13 protein-coding genes are annotated in these 15719 nt (G+C 28.8%); 4 read left to right on the top strand and 9 right to left on the bottom strand.

What is annotated here, in order from left to right; all coding sequences use genetic code 11:
* The 5 genes from ACMFBB_RS05095 to ACMFBB_RS05075 form a co-directional block, all read right to left on the bottom strand.
* Entirely contained in the window at positions 1-216 is a 216-nt protein-coding gene (locus ACMFBB_RS05095) for a hypothetical protein (protein ID WP_435263382.1), read from the bottom strand.
* Between the two features lie 161 nt (positions 217-377).
* Complete coding sequence (locus ACMFBB_RS05090; protein ID WP_435263381.1) at positions 378-2573, bottom strand: PepSY domain-containing protein; 2196 nt, start codon at positions 2571-2573, stop codon at positions 378-380.
* Between the two features lie 11 nt (positions 2574-2584).
* Positions 2585-3076: a DUF2271 domain-containing protein gene (locus ACMFBB_RS05085; protein WP_435263380.1), complete on the bottom strand. Its 492-nt coding sequence runs from the start codon at positions 3074-3076 to the stop codon at positions 2585-2587.
* 16 nt (positions 3077-3092) lie between these two features.
* Positions 3093-4583, bottom strand: coding sequence for an ankyrin repeat domain-containing protein (locus ACMFBB_RS05080; protein WP_435263379.1), 1491 nt, complete (start codon positions 4581-4583; stop codon positions 3093-3095).
* A gap of 399 nt (positions 4584-4982) precedes the next feature.
* Positions 4983-5888 (bottom strand): DUF6607 family protein, encoded by a 906-nt coding sequence (locus ACMFBB_RS05075; protein ID WP_435263378.1) that lies wholly within the window; start codon positions 5886-5888, stop codon positions 4983-4985.
* Positions 5889-5985: 97 nt separating this feature from the next.
* On the opposite strand from ACMFBB_RS05075, the gene ACMFBB_RS05070 reads away from it, so the two are divergent.
* The 4 genes from ACMFBB_RS05070 (at position 5986) to ACMFBB_RS05055 (ending at position 10108) form a co-directional block, all read left to right on the top strand.
* Positions 5986-8079 carry a TonB-dependent receptor plug domain-containing protein gene (locus tag ACMFBB_RS05070; protein ID WP_435263377.1) on the top strand — a complete coding sequence of 698 codons (2094 nt, stop codon included), beginning with the start codon at positions 5986-5988 and terminating at the stop codon, positions 8077-8079.
* Between the two features lie 28 nt (positions 8080-8107).
* Positions 8108-8236 carry a hypothetical protein gene (locus ACMFBB_RS05065; protein ID WP_435263376.1) on the top strand — a complete coding sequence of 43 codons (129 nt, stop codon included), beginning with the start codon at positions 8108-8110 and terminating at the stop codon, positions 8234-8236.
* The gene (locus tag ACMFBB_RS05060; protein WP_435263375.1) at positions 8229-9155 is read left to right on the top strand and encodes an HmuY family protein; all 927 of its coding nucleotides are present in this window, start codon (positions 8229-8231) and stop codon (positions 9153-9155) included. The genes ACMFBB_RS05065 and ACMFBB_RS05060 overlap by 8 nt, the downstream gene beginning before the upstream one ends.
* 515 nt (positions 9156-9670) lie before the next feature.
* Positions 9671-10108 (top strand): hypothetical protein, encoded by a 438-nt coding sequence (locus ACMFBB_RS05055; protein WP_435263374.1) that lies wholly within the window; start codon positions 9671-9673, stop codon positions 10106-10108.
* A 92-nt stretch (positions 10109-10200) separates the two neighbouring features.
* Here ACMFBB_RS05055 and uvrA read toward each other — a convergent pair whose 3' ends face one another.
* The 4 genes from uvrA to ACMFBB_RS05035 all read right to left on the bottom strand — a co-directional run bounded on the left by uvrA (position 10201) and on the right by ACMFBB_RS05035 (position 15707).
* On the bottom strand, positions 10201-12990 hold the full coding sequence (gene uvrA / locus ACMFBB_RS05050; RefSeq protein WP_435263373.1) for an excinuclease ABC subunit UvrA: 2790 nt from the start codon (positions 12988-12990) through the stop codon (positions 10201-10203).
* A gap of 148 nt (positions 12991-13138) precedes the next feature.
* Positions 13139-13840: a hypothetical protein gene (locus tag ACMFBB_RS05045; protein WP_435263372.1), complete on the bottom strand. Its 702-nt coding sequence runs from the start codon at positions 13838-13840 to the stop codon at positions 13139-13141.
* Between the two features lie 365 nt (positions 13841-14205).
* A complete protein-coding gene (locus ACMFBB_RS05040; RefSeq protein ID WP_435263371.1) occupies positions 14206-15069 on the bottom strand; it encodes a glycosyl hydrolase family 18 protein in 864 nt (287 codons plus the stop codon).
* Between the two features lie 281 nt (positions 15070-15350).
* Entirely contained in the window at positions 15351-15707 is a 357-nt protein-coding gene (locus ACMFBB_RS05035) for a hypothetical protein (protein WP_435263370.1), read from the bottom strand.
* Positions 15708-15719 lie beyond the last annotated feature (12 nt).

Here is a 15719-nt window from a genome sequence, read left to right as displayed (position 1 = left end):
TTATTGTTTTAAGATTATTACTAAATTTTTTGTTGATGAAAGGTTACTAGGTAATTGATTTAAAATTTTCCGTAAGTTTCTGTCAGGTAACCAATTTCCATTTTCTTCTTTTTCTGTTTTGGTAATTTTGCCATCTTTACCTATATGTATTTTTAATTGATGATATTTTTGTAAATACATATTTAATATTGCTGAATAACTATTTTCTAACCACATAATTTATTTGTTTTTATACCTCAAATGTAGTTAGAGAATAATGGTAAATATTGAGTTAATTAGAATTCGTTAGGGTTAAATTAGAATTCGTTGTAATGAAAAAAACACTCTTTATTTTTTTGATAAGTAAAGAGTGTTTTAGAAAACAGGATGAAAATTATTTAGTAGCAATCAGTTTTAATTTGATTAGTTTTTTTAAAGAAATCAAAAGGTGTTTGAAGCTTGGTTTCTGTTATTTTTCCAATAATTTTAAAAGTAGCATTCATCATAGCAACCGAACCACAAATTAAAATAGATCCTTTGTTTTTTAGAGTTGAAATAATTACCTCTTCATTAATTGATACAATATCTTGAACATATTGTTTGGTACTGTTCTCTTGAGAATAGGCAATATGTACGTTATGAAGTTGTTTTTTGTTTATGGCTTCTTCAACGAATTTTGAGTATATTTTGTAGGAGTTTATAGTTCTACCTCCCCAAAACAGTGTTGTTTTTATTTGCTTGTGGTTTTCATTAAGCATTCCTATAAAAGGAGCAATACCAGTACCATTTGCTATTAAAACAATTTCTTTAGCTTTTTTAGGAAAATGAAAAGAAGGATTTTGTTTTATGGAGGCTGTTAATATGTCGTTTTTATTTAATGTGTTTAAATAGTTTGAACAAATACCATATTCATGTTTTTTAATGCTTAATAGTATTTTCTTATTTACTTTTCCTATAGAGTATAATCGTTCAATGTTATCTTCTTTTGGGCGAATAGATAGTAAGTCACCAGAAGTATATTTTATTTTTTTTGATGGGTGTAAATGAACTAAAAAAGTGTTGTCATTATTAATACTTGTATTTTCAGTAACAGAAAATTTATGTTGTTTTTTGGTTTTAAATACTTGTTGTTTTATTTGAAAGTCAAGTTGTAGTTTTTTACCTAGTTCAATAGTCCAATTTTTAAAAGCATCAAAAGATTGATTATTAATTTTATAAATAGGAAGAATAGGTGAGTAGCTAGAGTGCTGATCAAGAGCTTGATTTACTTCAATAGCGTATTCACAAAATTTAGGATATGCCATAGAACCAAAGCCTACAACAGCATATTTTATTGGACGTTTTAAAGTAGTGTTTTGAATTTTTGTTAAAAATGTTTTCGCATTGATAGGAGCTTCTCCTTCTCCATAAGTAGCTGTTAAAATTATTAAGTAGTTGCAATTTTTGTAAGCACTATACTTGTTTAAACTTGAAATAAATACTGTTTTCTCACTTTTTAATAGGGCTTTGTATAACGAGTTGGCAAATGAATACGTGCTACCAGTTTCTGAACCAACAAGGATAACATATTCAGCAGAATCTTTTTTTATTTTATTTTTAGGGTGTATGCTATTTTTTCTTCTAGTAAAGGTCATTAAAAAACCTGAATACATGAAAAAGAGAATTCCTAAACAAGAAAGTAGCAAAATAATAGCCCAAATATAAGATCCTTTCCCAGTATGTAATGCTAAGCTCCATTTTAGAAAAAAGTGAGTTAAAGAATTGTTACTAGCACTTAATATATTTCCTGAGTATTGATGAATAACTAATTCTTTATGATGTAATTTTAAAAGAAAATAGTCTTCTTCATCTTCTGAAAAAGGAAACTCGATGCTTTTTATAGTACTTAGTTTTGTGTTTTTAAATAGCGTAAAATTTTCAGGAGAATTTTTTTTTGATTTTTTTTGATTTTCAAAGTTAATTGAATGACTAATTTTTTGAGAAGGTAAAAGAGAAAATTTCTCTAAGGATAAGAATATTCCTGTAAAAGTAATAATTATAATAGGAATTAATGTAAACCGACCAATGATAATATGATAATATTGCTCAAAATTTTCTTTGATTACTTTAGAAAATAATTTTAAAATACCACCTTGTCTTTTTATAATTAATATAAGTCCTGAAATTGCAATTAAACAAAGTAAAAGAGATACAAAACCAATTATAAATCTACCAGTTGATTTTAAAAACAAAGAGCGATGTAAGCTAGTTGCAAACTTGTAAATATATTTTTTCTTGCTAGGTACTCCAAGTTTTTTTCCAGAAGTAGGGTCAATATAAAATGTTTTATTATTACCATCTTTAGTAACCACTAAAGCTTTTACAAAATCATTTTCATCAACTTCAATAGAGACGATTTCATTAAATTCTTTATTTAAAGATATAATTGTTTCTGAAATTGATATGGTATTTAAGTTTTCAATGGTATAGGGCTCAAGTTTTTTTGAAATAGGTTCAAAAGCTAAAATAATACCAGTTAGAGAAGCAATTAGTATAAAAAAGAAAGAAGATATAGCCAATGTTAAGTGGCTATATCTCCATATAGAAATGGTCATTTTGTTAACTTTTATTGAGGTATTAATCTTACGTAACGAATAAATCCTTTTCCTTCAATTTTGTTTTTAATGTTCTCAGAAGTAAGATCAATTTCAACATCATTTTTATAGTATTCTTGATCTTCTACGGCTGATTCAAATCTTAGTTTATATCCGTTGTTTATTTTATCATTATCAATTTTTAACAAACTTATAGTTCTATTACCTCCACTAACTGTTGCTCCAGTAATAGCATCTATATCATTTCGAACTTTTCCCTGGAATTTCCACCACTCAGTAATGTCAGAGTACCACTCATCATCATCTCCTTGAACGTATAAAGTTTCTACATAATTACCGTCTTTTATCAATGAAACAACAACATATGCTCCTTCGCCAGAGTAGTTTTTCAATTGAATCATACATTTGTAAGTGCTGCTATCATTGATAACAGTAAAACTATACAAACAAAAAATAGTTGCTAATGCTATAAGAATTCTCTTATTTAAACTTTTAATTATCATGTTTATCTAATGTAGTTTATTTTAAAAATGTAACGTCAATATTTTGATTTTTTAATAGCTCATTTTCTTTGGCTAAATCAAAAACAGATTCTTCAAAATTAGTAACTATAGATTTATCTGCTCCAACGCTCAATAAATATTTAATAATTTTGATGTCTTTAGCTTGCATTACAGCTTTGTGTAAAACAGTTAAACCGTCTTTATTTTTTGAGTTTATATCTATATTTAGAGTACTAATTTCTTTTAATAAATCAATACTATTCTTATCAACAGCTAAATGAAATAAAGTATTATTATCAGCTTGCAATTTATTTAATTTTAAACCAGATTTTAACAAAAGACTTTTTTTGTTTTTGAAATCTTCTAGATATTGCTTACTGTAGCTTTTTATTAAATAATAAGCCAAAGAGTTTCCTTTGTTATCTAGTATGTTAATGTCAGCACCTTTATCTAATAGTATTTTTGTAACTTCAGTAGAGTTTCCAGTAACAGCTGCAGTAAGGGCAGAATTACCATCGTTATTTTTATGATTTATGTTTTGAGGTTTGTTAACAAAAAGAGTAACAATTTCAGAAGAGTTTCTATACGCAGCATGCATTAATACAGAATTTCCCTCTTCATTTACTTGATTTGGATTTACTCCTTTATCTAAGAAATATTTGAAAACTTTCAGGTCTTTATTTCCGTAAGCTAAATTATGTAAAGCGTTATTTCCATCTTTGTTAGTTATATCAACTTTTAAACCAAGACTTTCTAAGTATTTAAGATATTCTAGGGTATTGTACCCTTTTCTTGAACCTCTTGTAGCTAAGAAGAGTGCGTTTTCCCCCTTTTTGTTTAATTTTTCTTTAGAGATATTTTTCTCTATTAATTTTTCTAGAAGAGGTTTATTACCACTTTTGGCTACATAATTAAAAATACCATTACCGTCGTGGTCTTTACTGTTAAGGTCTATACCTTTTGAAGTAAAATAATCAATTAAAGTAAAATCTTTTAAACTACCAGAGGCTAATAAAAGAGCATTAGCACCGTGTTCATCTGTATCATTTATGTTAATACCATTCGAAATGCACAGTTCGTATATCTTTTTATTGGTATTACCGGTAGCTGCAGCAAATGTTAATACAGAAAAATTATGAGAATCTTTTAAATCCATTCGAGCATTTTTAGCAATTAAATGCTTCATTAACTCTAAATTATTTTTATAGGCAGCCCAAAATACATACGTTCTTTTATCATGAGTCAACTTATTTACATCATTTCCTTTTTTAGTGAGAAGGTGTTTAATAACATCGTTAGAGACATTTTCAAGAATTGCATATACTACAGCATCAAATCCGTACGAATTTAGTTGAGCTGGGTTATTACCTTCAGTTATTTTTTGTTCAACAATTTCAATAGATGGATTTGTTTTCCAAAACTTTCTATTAAAAAAATCATTTTTAGTTTGAGCTTTTATAGTACTACTAAGTATAATAAAAGCGAGTATTAATTTAGTTTTAAACATTTTTTAATTGTAATTTACGGTGTAACGTCGTTTTAAAGCTAGCAGGTTGTATTTTGTTTAAATCACAGATTTTTACTGGTGTTGAAACCTGTGGTGTCAAAGATATCGTTACCAAATACATCGAAACTTAAACTTTTGTTAAATTTATATGAAGCTTTAAAATTTAGTATTACACATGTTTTTAAATCAAAAGGTTTTTAACCATGAGAAACTATATAGCTATATTTTCTAGAACTAAAATTATGAGGTTGTTCGCCTAAATAATATGCCCTAATTACCCACAATACCTTTTTAGTGTTTTAGTTTTTTTGGTTAAATATTATATAAAACACACTTACAATACTATTGAGATTATAAATCTCACTTTTTACTTTTAGTAGGTTTTATATATTGTATACACTACTTCTTTACAAAAGATTCAATAGCTTCATTTATTTCTTTCTCTTGAGTTATTTTGTCAGAGAACAAGTGTTTATAAAGTGGCTTATTTTTTACTTTGCTTTCTAATGATAAATTACTTTTTCTACCATATACCTCATTCCATTTGTTCCTAACTAATTTCCATTTACCAGTATTTTTTTTCCACCAGTCTTGAGCCCCTTTACATCTACTGTCTGGAACTTTAACATACGTATTGTATCCTTTTTCAGAAGCCAATACGACATCTTTAGACCCTTCTTTTCTAATTATTTTTTTGTTATCTTGATCATGGAGCCATCCATAGCTTGTTATTTCATGTCTGTTACCTCTTTCAGTTACGTTATAATCACTTCTTTTGGTATATTCTCTTCTTGGTAATGGAGCATCTGTTGTGCTTTCCCAATAACTTTTTCCATCTATATGTACCCAAGAACCAGAACCTTCATAGCGAGGGCTATCATCTACTTGATACACTTTCTGTGTCCATTGTTTTTTAACTTCTGATTTTGGTTTGTTTTGGTAAATCCAATTATTATCTCCGTTAAACATATAAAAATCTCTGTTTTGGTATACCCAATCTTGTCTCCAGTGCTTTACGATATATGGATTTTGAGGGTTACCAACTTGAAGTAAATGTTGAATAGAAATTTCATTTTTGTCATCAACAATTAATTGTGCCCACTCTAAAGCTTTGTCGGTTTTTGTTTTGGAAGGCTTATATAGTGAGTCTTTACTGTAGTTAAAAGTTTCTGCAAAATTGAAAGTTACTTCAAAACAACCACACATGTTCTTAATGGCTTCTCTATCTTTTTTCTTTTTGCTTTGAGCATTAATATTGGCAATGGTCAATAAAGTAATAAATAATGTTAGTGATATGTTTTTCATTCTGTTTGAATTTAAGTTTTAAACTTTTAAGCAAAAATATAAAATTTATTTAGATTGATTCAAAATAAGAATATATATTTGCAAAAAATTATTAAGAATGTTTCTAAATAGATTTTTAGGATTAGGGTTAGGATTGATTAGTATCTCGGTGTTCTCTCAAGAGAGAATAGAAGTAAAGAAAGATTCTATTAAAGAGAACAATCTAGATGAGGTTGTAGTTACAGGACAGTTAAGGCCTCAATCGGTTAAAAAATCGGTATTTGAAGTAAAAGTAATTACTAGAAAAGATATTGAAAATAGAGCAGGAAATAACTTAGCTGATTTATTAAATCAAACATTAAACGTATCTGTTTTTCAAAACTCTTCTACTGGGAAATCAGGTATAAATGTATTAGGTTTAGATGCTAAGTATTTTAAAGTTTTAGTAGATAATATTCCGATTGTTAATGAAGAGGGGTTTGGTAATAATACAGATTTAACATTAATTAATATAGATGATATTGAACGTGTTGAGTTAGTAGAGGGAGCAATGGGGGTTCAATACGGAGCGAACGCTTTATCGGGTGTAATTAACATTATTACTAAAAAAAGTAGTAAGAGTAAGATAAATGTAAAAGCCTATGTGCAGGAAGAAACTGTTGGAGAGGAGTATGAGTTATTTGAGAAAGGAAGACATATACAGTCTTTAAGCTTAGGATACAAGATATCTAACAAGAACTATATTAATCTTAGTTACAATCGTAATGATTTTAGAGGATATTTAGATTCTTTAAAAGGAAAACATCATGATAAAAGTGATGAATTAAGAGGGCATGTATGGTTTCCTAAACAGCAAAATAACGCAAAGTTATTATTTAATAGAAAAGGAGAAAAGCTATCACTTTTTTATAAATTCGATTATTTACATGAATCTATAGACGATTATAATAAAGTTGTTCAGTTAAATACAAATACTACCACATTAATTAACAACCCATCTGCTTCTGATAATATTTTTAGGAATATACGTTATTTACAGCATTTAAATTTAAGGGGGAAATTATGGCAATTACCATTTAATGTTTCCTTTTCGCACCAAAAACAAACCAAAGATCAAGAATCATTTACTTATTTTATTTATCAAAATGCTAAATCTAATGTTAGAAAAAATACTTTTTTATCTAAAGAAGTGTGGTTTTCAAGAGGAACTTTAGCAGATGTAATTAACACTAATAGGGTAAAATTACAAATTGGATATGAGTTTGTTAATGAAAAAGGATTTTCTTCCCGAACTCGTGGAAGAAGAGAAGGAAGTAATACTTTAACTAATTACGATGTTTTTACATCTTCAGAAGTTAATGTTAATGATAGTTTTTCGATAAAACCAGGAATTAGAGCATCATTTACAAATTTATTTGACACACAATTTTACTATTCGGTAAGTGCAAGACATTTGTTTAAAAATAATTGGGAAGCAAGAGCAATTTTAGGTTTTGGTACAAGAACTCCAAAATATGATGAATTATATACGTACGTTGTGGATACAAATCACAATATACAAGGAAATGAGGGGCTTAATCCAGAAAAAGGGTTATCTACGTTTTTTCATGTAAAAAAGCATTCTAATTTAACCGATGAAATAGTGATGAAAAATAAGTTTACTTTTTCATATATAAAAGTAGATGATAGAATAGAATTGATTGTGCAAAATGAAACTCCTTTAGAGTTTAAGTATAATAACATAGATGAATTTAAGTCGATAGGAGGAGCTTTAGAGAATCAATTTATATATAATAATTTACAGTTAAATTTAGGATTTAGTTTCTTTAGAGTAAAAAAATCATTAGGTGCGGCAGCTCAAGAGTTATCGAATACTCAAAACAATTGGCAAATAAATGCGAATTTATCATATAAAATTCCTAATTGGAATACTACAATAACAGGATATTCTAAGTATTTAGGAGCTACTAATCGTTTCATACAAATAGTAGGAGCTTATAGGGTTCAAAGAATTGATCCTTATTCATGGTTAGATGTTGCTGTAAGAAAAGATTTATTAAACAAAAAAATACAAATAACAGGGGGTGTTAGGAATTTGTTAGATGTAACTAATAACAACACAAATACCTTGTCAGGAGGTGCGCATGCTCCTAATATAAATAGCGTTTCTTTAAGTTACGGGAGATACCTATTTTTTAAAGTTAGCATATAATTTAAATATTTAATTAAGTACATAAATCATGAAGAAAGTCTATATTTTTTTAGTAGCATTTTTAATCATTTTCACATCATGTAGTGACGATGCTGAAGTAATTGAGCCTCCAATTTTTGATGGAGGAGCATTTGAACCAAGTGTAGGAGGTGCCTAACCAGCCAAACCAAGTTTATGTTGATTTTAGTTCAAATAAAGAAACTGTGGTTAAAAGAGATGTTTGGGATTTAGGGTTTTATTCTGGAAGTAATTTTAGAGTAGCCTTAAATGGGTCATTATATATGGCAGCTAAAGCGTTAGCTACTACCGATATGAAAAGTGTTACTGAAACTAGCATAGAATCATTAAAAGCTGAAGTAAAAGTAGGTAGTTTTAAGGAGTCAAGTGCAGATTATGTTGATAATCCAGATGGAGATATTACAAAAACTGCGATTGCTGAAGTTTATGCAGATAATACTAAGAACGTTGTTTATTTAGTAAATTTAGGTGTTGGATTGGAAACAAAAGAACCTGCAGTTGGGAGTGTGGATGTATCTGGTGAAGCTAGAGGTTGGAGAAAGATTAGGATTTTAAGAGATGGAACTAATTACAAGTTACAGTATGCAAATTTAGATGATACAACATTTAAAGAAGTTGTTATTAAAAAACAACCAGATTATAATTTTACATTTTTCTCTTTAACTGGAGAAAAAGAGGTAAATGTTGAACCAGTAAAGAAAGATTGGGACATTTGTTTTAGTGTTTTTACAAGTGTTTTAGGAAAAAACGGAGCTTATGGATTCTCAGATTATGTGTTTGGTAATAGAAAAGGAGGTGTAACTGCATATAAAGTTGAAGGTTCCGCAGCAGATTATAGCGCTTTTAATTTAGCAAAAGTAGATAGAAGTTTGTTAAAAGAAGATCAAACTGTAATTGGAAGTAGCTGGAGAAATGTTTTCAAAAAGGTAGTAAAAGAAGACGTATTTTATATAGTTAAAGTTACTAATGATATATTCTATAAAGTTAAGTTTTTATCTTTAGTTGGTATTGATCAAAAAAGAGGAAAGCCAAGGTTTGAATTCAAAAGATTAAAATAAAAATAACTCTGTGGTGATTTCTTTATAACTATAGAGAAATTTTGCAGAAGTAAAAAGTTTTCAATAAGAAGTTTGAATTCTGTCATTTTTTAAATACCTCAGTTTAATACTGAGGTATTTTTTATAAAAAACTTCACTTAATTTTATTTAGACTTAATATAAATAATTATATTTGTACGCAAACAAATTAAAACTATAGATTATTTTAAACTGATAAAAAAAGAAATACTCAAATACATTAAAATTATTAAATAATGTTTATTATTTGATGTATACAAGTTATATGAGTATAACATTAAAAGATAATTGAAAAGTTTATGTAAAAAGAAAAAGTATTCATCCCAGTATAGGGATTTAAAATCTTCAATAAGTATCTTATTGAATTTTGTTAGTTTTTGTTACGTAAAACCCGTTTAGCCTTGAGAAAGTTGAGCGGGTTTTTTTATTTTTATAAATGGGTAATTTTTTCAGTTTTTACATACTAATAAAATAGTAACCTATAATAACTATTAATTATGTTGAAAAATTTAAAAATTAAAAAGGGTAACTTTTTAAGCTACATTTTGTGTGCTTTTTTAGTAATTGTATTTTTCGTTTCTTGTTCTCAAGAGGATGAAATAAGTTCACCAAACTCAATAGAAAAAAATGTAACGTCTTCTGGTAACAGAACTACAATTAAAAAGAAATTTAAATTCCCTACAATAGGTGTACATTCCGTAACTCCATGCGGATATGGGTTTAGGGTCAAGTTTTATTATTTAGGAACTGGAGCAATGGCAACAGGAGTTACAAAATCATATCAAATTTTTAATTCTTCTGGGGTGTTGGTAGATTCAAGTATAGTTACTCATAATGGAAATACCAATTGGGTGTTAAATCCTTGCGAAGTATACACTGTTCAAATTGATGCAGGTCCGATTTACAGGAGTAGTTACTTTTACGGTAACAAGTGATGGATGCGGAGGTACTTTTATTTGTTAACTTTATAAAATTAAAGTTTAAGAAAATAAAAAAAGTGGAGTAAAATTAACTCCACTTTTAATTGTTAAATTATCTTTTCTTTAAGGTATTTTGAAGTGTATGAGTTTTTGTTTTTAACTAATCCTTCTGGGGTACCTGAAAAAATTAACGTTCCTCCATTTTTACCACCTTCTAAACCAAGGTCAATTATGTGATCTGCACACTTTATTAATTCAATATTGTGTTCAATAACTATAATAGAATGACCTCTTTCAATAAGTGCGTTAAATGAGTTTAGTAGCTTTTTAATATCATGAAAATGTAACCCGGTTGTAGGCTCATCAAAAATAAATAAAGCTTTATCTTTTGTGGTTCCTTTTACTAAAAATGAAGCCAGTTTTATCCGTTGAGCTTCACCGCCAGAAAGTGTTGAAGACGATTGGCCTAGTTGCACATATCCTAAACCGACATCTTGTAGAGGTTTTAACTTTCGTGCTATTTTAGGTTGGTTAAATTCTGTAAAAAAAGAAACAGCGTCGTCAATTGTTAGGTTTAAAATATCATCAATACTTTTACCTTCAAAAGTAACTTCTAAAACCTCTTTTTTAAATCGTTTACCATTGCAGGCATCACATTGGAGGTGAACATCAGCCATGAATTGCATTTCAATAGTAACTTCTCCCTCTCCTTTACAAACTTCACAACGACCTCCTTCTACATTAAAAGAAAAATGTTTAGGCTGATAGTTTCTAATCATAGATAGTTTTTGAGAAGATAATAGTTTGCGAATATCATCATATGCTTTTATGTAGGTAACAGGGTTTGATCGAGACGACCGACCTATAGGATTTTGATCAATAAACTCAATATGTTTTAGTGTTTCAAAACTACCTTTAACTTCAGTATGTTGTCCGAGTTTATCACCATACCCTATTAATTTTTTTTGCATTGCAGGGTATAGTATTTTTTTGACCAAAGTACTTTTACCACTTCCTGATACTCCAGTAATTACGGTAAGGTTATTTAAAGGGAAAGAGACATTAACATTTTTCAGGTTATTTTCTCTAGCCCCAATGATATCGATAGTGTTTTTAGATGCTCTTCGTTTTTTAGGTATTTCAATAGTTAGTTTTTCCGATAAATACTGTGCAGTTAATGAGTCAGAATTTAAAAGTTCTTTGTAGGTGCCTTCTGCAACCACTTTACCTCCATAGGATCCAGCTTCAGGACCAATATCAATAATGTAATCTGCTTCTTTCATGATGTCTTCATCGTGCTCAACAACTATAACAGTGTTTCCTAAATCGCGTAAATTTTTTAGCACTTTTATAAGTCGTTCAGTGTCTTTGGGGTGTAAACCAATACTGGGTTCATCTAAAATATACATAGAGCCAACTAAACTACTCCCTAAAGAAGTTGCCAGATTAATTCTTTGACTTTCTCCTCCAGAAAGTGTGTTTGATGTTCTGTTTAATGTTAAATAGTTCAACCCAACATCCTGTAAAAACTGAAGTCTGTTTTTTATTTCAGTAAGTAAACGCTTCCCAATTTTTTCTTCGTACTTATTAAGCTTAATAGTGTTAAAAAAAACAGCAAGTTCATCTAAGGGGAGACTAACTAATTCAGAAATAGTTTTAGTGTATACTTTAACGTAATTAACTTCTTTACGTAATCGTTTTCCATTACATTCAGTACAAGTTGTTTTCCCTCTATAACGAGATAACATAACCCTATTTTGAATTTTGTAACTCTTTTCTTCTAGGGTTTTAAATAAGTGATGTATCCCTTTAAATTTTGATGTACCATTCCAAACTAATTCTTTTTGTTCATCAGTAAGTTCAAACCAAGGCTTATGAATAGGTATATTAAAGTCTGCTGCGTTTAATATTAAAGCTTCTTTATATTTTTTATAACTATCTGTTTTAAAGGCAAAAATGGCATCTTCATATATCGACAAACCAGTATTGGGAATAACTAGTTCTTCATCAATTCCTATTACATTACCGTACCCTTCACAGGTTGGACACGCACCATATGGGTTATTAAAACTAAAAAAATGTGTATTTGGTTCTAAAAATGTTAGTCCATCTAATTCAAATTTATTACTAAAAGTTGTTGTTGTATTAGTAGATATATCATCAATAAAACACATGCCTTTTCCTTCAAAAAAAGCAGTTTGAATAGCGTCAGCTAAACGGTTGTAAAAATCTTCTTCATGTTTTACAACTATCCTATCAATAACTAAAAAAAACTGATTTCCTTTAAAGGTTTTAACAGGGAAATCATCAATTCGATACACTTTATCATTGTATTTCAAACGTGCATATCCTTGTTGTGTTAATACTTGAAAAACAGTTTCTACTTTACGATCTTTTGTTAAGGTTATTGGAGCTAGTAAAAGTAATTTACTACGTTCTTCAAAGTTTTTTATAAAATTTAAAACATCAGTAACCGTATGTTTTTTTACCTCTTTACCAGAAATTGGAGAGTACGTTTTACCTATACGAGCGTATAGTAGTTTAATGTAATCATAAATCTCTGTTGAGGTTCCAACGGTTGATCTTGGGTTAGTAGAGTTTACTTTTTGTTCAATAGCTATAGCAGGAGAAATTCCTTTAATATAATCGACTTTAGGTTTGTGAAGTTTACCTAAAAATTGACGTGCATAAGATGACAAGCTTTCTACATAGCGCCTTTGACCCTCAGCATACAAAGTATCAAAAGCTAAAGATGATTTTCCAGAGCCAGAAAGTCCAGTGATTACAACTAGTTTGTTTCTAGGAATTACAACATCTATATCTTTTAAATTATGGAGTTTAGCTCCTTTTATAATGATATTTTCCTTTGGATTTATAGTAGAAAGATCTCTTTTCATTTTATGCTAAAAAATAAGCGATAAAAATACGGCTTTCTCTAATAAGAAAAGAAGTAATGTTTAAAAGAGTTTATTTTTTTAGGTTAAAAAAAACTTCCTTTACATTTCTTTGTAAAGGAAGCATTAAGTTTTGATATTAAATATTAAGCTATTTGGTTATGGTGAAAGTATAACCAGCAACTGGTCTAACAGTTGAGTATATTGTTGTTGATACATTATACGTTTGTCCGCGTTTTAAAAATTCAATAGTCGACACAACTTTAATCCCTTGAGCAGGGTCATTATGATCAAGTTGAGCAATCCCCACTTGTCTTCCTTCTCCAAAAGTTGATCCTTCACGAATAATCATCCATGAATTATAATATCCAAAACCAAGAGGGTTTGAGTCAAATTTATAAAAAGAAGTGACTGATTTTATTTCGTGAGAAATGTGAGTACAAGCAGATAATCTTAAATCTATAGGTGACCCAAAGAAAATTTTAGCTGAACTCACTACTATTTTTACATTATCACTATAATGAGGAGCATAGGCTAAAACATAATTATTTTTTGTGAAATCTATAGCATCACTAGCAACTTCAGCATTAAAATCCCCTTTGCCACTATGAAATTGTCTAATTATTGGTTCTACATTAGGAGTAATTTCATTTAAATATAGCATTAAATAACCTCCAGTAGAAGATCCAGAATCTGGTCGTTCAACATGGCATTTTAAACTTTTAGCCCCAGTCAACTGAATATTGGAAATAGCAGTTTTCCATATCTGGTCTACTTTTACATATTGTTCAGCAAGTAAAGATTGATTATTAATACTTTCAACTTTAGGTAATTCTTGTGTTTCTGTACTCATGATGATTAAGTTTAATAATTTGTTCCCATTCATAAGGTTTTGGGATAGTACCTCGTTTGTTATAGTAGTTTCTGAACTCTACTTTTGGTTTAGTTTTAAAAATGATTTGTAGCGCTATTAATCATTTTTTAAGAGAGTAATATTACAATCTATATATCCAAAATTAAAGTGTAAAAGTCTAGTTTACAATACTTAATTTCCCTGAAAATTATAAAGGCAATTGGTTATTTAGTATAGGGTTTTTGCGTATTACTAACTAACCATAAGTGAGTTATTAGTTAATGATTATATATAAAAAATCCTGCTCTATATTTTAAATTATAGAACAGGTTGAGGTAGTTGCTAAATTATTTAAAAAGTTAAAATTAAACGCTAGGGACTTCTATTTTTAGAGCTTGACCTATTTTTTCTGCCCAAATTCCATTTTTATCACTAGAGAATTGCCAATTCATCATACCGCCAAGAATAGCATTTTGCTGAATTGGATCTATAATTTCTGAAATAATTTCATTTATAGGTATATATCCAGATCCTGCATCTTTAGGTGTTACAGGTAAACCAATTATTATTTTTTCGGGACTTAAGCCAGGAAGTTTTGAAAATTGCCAATATGAAGTTATAATTTGGTTTGGGTTAGAGCTCCATGGTGGATTATTGTAAAATTGAACATTTAACCAATCAATAGAGTTCCCTATTTGTTGCATTATTTTTACATAACCGTCCATACCACTTCCAATTTCTAAATAAGGAGGTTGTGGCGCATGCGTAATTAAGTATTCAGGACTTGGTAATTCTGATCGTAATGCCTGAGTTAAGTTAACTAAAAAGGCAACACCTTCATAATTAGCATTTCCCGTAAAAGAAGCAGTGTCTTCAAAATCGATATCAATTCCATCAAGATTGTTGTTTCTTACAAACTTAGCAATTGATGTTGCTAATTCATATTCATGACCAGCTATCTTACTATAAGCAACAGAAGACATTTCTCCACCTCCAAAGGAAATAAGAACTTTTTGTCCATTTGCTTTTAGCCTTGCAATTGCATTTTTTGTTGTTTGTGTTAATTCTGGAGGAGAAGTGGAAGCGGCAATACCACCTGCTAATTTCAAGGATAGTGGTTCGTCCTCAGTAGTATACAAAAAAGATAAAATAATATCAGTGTAAGGGAGGTTCACTGCATGTTCTAAAGGAATTGATCCATTGTTATAATAGCTAATTAGTTTTGACATAGTTTTAGTTTTGTAAATTAATTTAATTATTGAAAATGTTCTGATTTTTATATAATGATTTTTTGATTTAAGAGGTTTATTTAAAAGTAATACAAAGTATGATATGAATGTAATAAGGTTCTTTAAGTGATATATAATGGTATCTAAATGATAGAATAATTAGTATAAGAGAAGGTTATAGAAGTATTTAATAGAAGTAAAAAAAAATTAAAAACCTGTTCTATAAAGTGTTGATATAGAGCAGGTAGTTGCAACGTTGTGTAACACTTGTTACGAGTTTATTATTCTTTACCAGTTAAGCTAAATTCTAATAATTTATAAATAGCATTCTCTAAGTCTTCAGGTTGGTCCCATAAATTATGGTTGTATAACCAATTTGTATATTTTCCAATTGAAAATAATCCTAGGTTAGAATATTTTGATTTCTCTTGAACAGAAACTTCTCTTCTAGCAAAAATAATAGCAACTTCACTATATTTTAATTCCCAGTCTGTTGCATTTAGTCCATTAAGTTTGAATTTAAACACAGAATCTTCTATTTGAGCATGAGGATTGTATGACGCCGTTAAATTAGCTTTTTGATTGTTTGTTTTTAATACTTCTATAGTTTTAATTTTTGTTTTCTCTAAAGTTTTCATGATGTGAAATTT

The sequence above is a fragment of the Tenacibaculum sp. nBUS_03 genome (genome assembly GCF_051201695.1).
Taxonomy (GTDB): Bacteria; Bacteroidota; Bacteroidia; order Flavobacteriales; family Flavobacteriaceae; genus Polaribacter.
Note: the sequence above shows the minus strand (reverse complement) of the source record. Positions and strands in the feature narration are given on the sequence as shown.

Coding starts and splice junctions, on each gene's coding strand:
- ACMFBB_RS05090 (WP_435263381.1), bottom strand. CDS start 2,573: ATGACCATTTCTATATGGAGATATAGCCACTTAACATTGGCTATATCT.
- ACMFBB_RS05070 (WP_435263377.1), top strand. CDS start 5,986: ATGTTTCTAAATAGATTTTTAGGATTAGGGTTAGGATTGATTAGTATC.
- ACMFBB_RS05095 (WP_435263382.1), bottom strand. CDS start 216: ATGTGGTTAGAAAATAGTTATTCAGCAATATTAAATATGTATTTACAA.
- ACMFBB_RS05035 (WP_435263370.1), bottom strand. CDS start 15,707: ATGAAAACTTTAGAGAAAACAAAAATTAAAACTATAGAAGTATTAAAA.
- ACMFBB_RS05075 (WP_435263378.1), bottom strand. CDS start 5,888: ATGAAAAACATATCACTAACATTATTTATTACTTTATTGACCATTGCC.
- ACMFBB_RS05045 (WP_435263372.1), bottom strand. CDS start 13,840: ATGAGTACAGAAACACAAGAATTACCTAAAGTTGAAAGTATTAATAAT.
- ACMFBB_RS05085 (WP_435263380.1), bottom strand. CDS start 3,076: ATGATAATTAAAAGTTTAAATAAGAGAATTCTTATAGCATTAGCAACT.
- uvrA (WP_435263373.1), bottom strand. CDS start 12,990: ATGAAAAGAGATCTTTCTACTATAAATCCAAAGGAAAATATCATTATA.
- ACMFBB_RS05040 (WP_435263371.1), bottom strand. CDS start 15,069: ATGTCAAAACTAATTAGCTATTATAACAATGGATCAATTCCTTTAGAA.
- ACMFBB_RS05055 (WP_435263374.1), top strand. CDS start 9,671: ATGTTGAAAAATTTAAAAATTAAAAAGGGTAACTTTTTAAGCTACATT.
- ACMFBB_RS05065 (WP_435263376.1), top strand. CDS start 8,108: ATGAAGAAAGTCTATATTTTTTTAGTAGCATTTTTAATCATTTTCACA.
- ACMFBB_RS05080 (WP_435263379.1), bottom strand. CDS start 4,583: ATGTTTAAAACTAAATTAATACTCGCTTTTATTATACTTAGTAGTACT.